The sequence below is a fragment of the Rhodoblastus sp. genome (assembly GCF_041915505.1).
In the GTDB taxonomy this organism is placed as follows: domain Bacteria; phylum Pseudomonadota; class Alphaproteobacteria; order Rhizobiales; family Beijerinckiaceae; genus Rhodoblastus.
Genome location: NZ_JAYSBG010000482.1, coordinates 1 through 2,142, shown reverse-complemented (window position 1 = coordinate 2,142; position 2,142 = coordinate 1). Strand labels below are relative to the sequence as shown.

Below are 2,142 nucleotides of genomic sequence, written 5' to 3'. Positions count from 1 at the left end.
TGCGGATCGCCTGTTTGACGCATTCCTCGTTGATCACCGGCAGCATGCCGGGCATGGCCGCGTCGACCAGCGAGACATGGCTGTTCGGCGCGCCGCCGAATTCGGTCGAGGCGCCGGAAAACAGCTTCGAATGGCTGGTGACCTGGGCGTGGATTTCGAGGCCGATGACGACTTCCCATTCGCCGGTGGCGCCGGGAATCAGTTTCGAAGAATTGGCGTGGGTGTTCATGCGGGGTCCACTTTTTTGTCCGAAGAATTGTCCATCAGACGTTCTTCATATGCAATCGACCATTCAACCAGCGCGGTCCACAGACCGCGCGCCAGTTCGGGGTCGAGATCCTGCCGTTGCGCGCGCGCCGTGACGCGGTCGAGCACTTCATCCACGCGCGGCTGAATGCGGGCTGGCCAGCCGATGCGGGTCTTGATCTCCGCCGCCATCTCGATGCAGCGCTGACGCTCGGCGAACAGGTCGACCAGCCCGGCGTCGATCGTGTCGATCCGCGCGCGCAGCGCCGCCATCTCGGGATGGACCTTCGGCGCTTCGTCTGATCCGCTCATCGCCGCGCTCCGCTCAGCCCCACCAGCTTTCCGGCAGACCGATCTTCGGCGCCGCGTCCTCGATGACCTGCGCAAGCGAGAACAAGGTCTCTTCCTCGAACGGCCGACCGATTAATTGCAGGCCGAGCGGCAGGCCATCCGACGACAATCCGCCGGGCAAGACGATGCCCGGCAGGCCGGCCATGTTCACGGTCACCGTGAAGACGTCGTTGAGATACATTTCGACCGGATCGGCGGAGCCCTTTTCACCCAGCGCGAAAGCCGGCGAAGGCGTCGCGGGCGTCAGGATCGCATCGACGCCGGCCGCGTAAGCCAGATCGAAATCGCGCTTGATCAGCGAGCGGATTTTCTGCGCGCGCAGATAATAGGCGTCGTAATAGCCGGCTGACAGAACATAGGTGCCGATCATGATGCGGCGGCGCACTTCCTTGCCGAAGCCTTCCGCGCGCGACAATTCGTAGAGATCGACAATGTCCTTGCCGGTCTTGCGCAGGCCGTAGCGGACACCGTCATAACGCGCGAGATTGGACGAGGCTTCCGCCGGCGCGACAATATAATAAGCCGGCAGCGCATGACGCGTATGCGGCAGCGAAATCTCGCGAATCTCGGCGCCGGCCGCGCGCAGCCACGCGACGCCCTGATCCCACAGAGCGGCGATCTCGGCGGAGAGGCCGTCGAGGCGATATTCCTTCGGGATGCCGATCACCTTGCCCTTGATCGAGGCGCCGACCGCCTTTTCGTAATCGGGCACCGGCGCATCGACGCTGGTGGTGTCCTTCGGATCGTGACCCGCCATCGAGCGCAGCAGGATCGCGGTGTCGCGCACGTTCTTGGCGATGGGCCCGGCCTGATCGAGCGAGGAGGCGAAGGCGACAATGCCCCAGCGCGAGCAGCGGCCATAGGTCGGCTTGATGCCGACGGTGCCGGTAAAGGCCGCCGGCTGGCGGATCGAGCCGCCGGTATCGGTCGCCGTGGCGCCGAGGCAAAGCCGCGCCGCGACCGCCGCCGCCGAGCCGCCCGAGGAGCCGCCGGGCACGATCTTGGCGTCCGAACCATTCCGCCGCCAGGGCGAAATCACCGGGCCGAAATAAGACGTCTCGTTCGACGAGCCCATCGCGAATTCGTCGAGATTGAGCTTGCCGAGCATGGTCGCGCCGTCGCGCCACAGATTGGTCGTGACGCTGGATTCGTAGCGCGGCGTGAAACCTTCGAGAATATGGCTGGCGGCGGTCGTCTGCACGCCTTCGGTGGCGTAGAGATCCTTGATTCCCAGCGGCACGCCTTCCAGCGGGCCGGCCTCGCCTTTGGCGATCCTGTCGTCGCTGGCCTTGGCCATGGCGAGCGCCTTTTCCGGCGTCTCGACAATATAGGCGTTCAGGCCCTTCGCCCGCGCCATGGCGTCGAGAAAAGCCTGGTTGATTTCCACCGCCGAGAACTTTTTGGCGGCGAGGCCGTCGCGCGCTTCCGCGAGCGTCAGGCGGGTCAGATCGGACATGAAAAACTCCCGCCTTATTCGATCACTTTCGGCACGACGAAGAACCCGTCCTCGCGCGCCGGGGCGTTGGCCAGCACCTTGTCGACGAT

3 protein-coding genes and 1 pseudogene are annotated in these 2,142 nt (G+C 64.8%); all 4 read right to left on the bottom strand.

Annotation, left to right across the window (positions count from 1 at the left end; genetic code table 11):
- Window positions 1-229, bottom strand: a pseudogene (gene gatB, locus ACE3S9_RS18920) (Asp-tRNA(Asn)/Glu-tRNA(Gln) amidotransferase GatCAB subunit B); the annotation flags it as partial.
- Window positions 226-519 carry a chorismate mutase gene (locus ACE3S9_RS18915; RefSeq protein WP_374548025.1) on the bottom strand — a complete coding sequence of 98 codons (294 nt, stop codon included), beginning with the start codon at window positions 517-519 and terminating at the stop codon, window positions 226-228. The gene ACE3S9_RS18915 and the pseudogene gatB, both read right to left, overlap by 4 nt.
- Before the next feature lie 52 nt (window positions 520-571).
- Window positions 572-2,053, bottom strand: coding sequence for an Asp-tRNA(Asn)/Glu-tRNA(Gln) amidotransferase subunit GatA (gene gatA / locus ACE3S9_RS18910; protein ID WP_374548024.1), 1,482 nt, complete (start codon window positions 2,051-2,053; stop codon window positions 572-574).
- 14 nt (window positions 2,054-2,067) lie between these two features.
- On the bottom strand, window positions 2,068-2,142 hold the full coding sequence (locus ACE3S9_RS18905) for an aspartyl/glutamyl-tRNA amidotransferase subunit C (RefSeq protein ID WP_374548026.1): 75 nt from the start codon (window positions 2,140-2,142) through the stop codon (window positions 2,068-2,070).

Coding starts and splice junctions, on each gene's coding strand:
- gatA (WP_374548024.1), bottom strand. CDS start 2,053: ATGTCCGATCTGACCCGCCTGACGCTCGCGGAAGCGCGCGACGGCCTC.
- ACE3S9_RS18915 (WP_374548025.1), bottom strand. CDS start 519: ATGGCGGCGCTGCGCGCGCGGATCGACACGATCGACGCCGGGCTGGTC.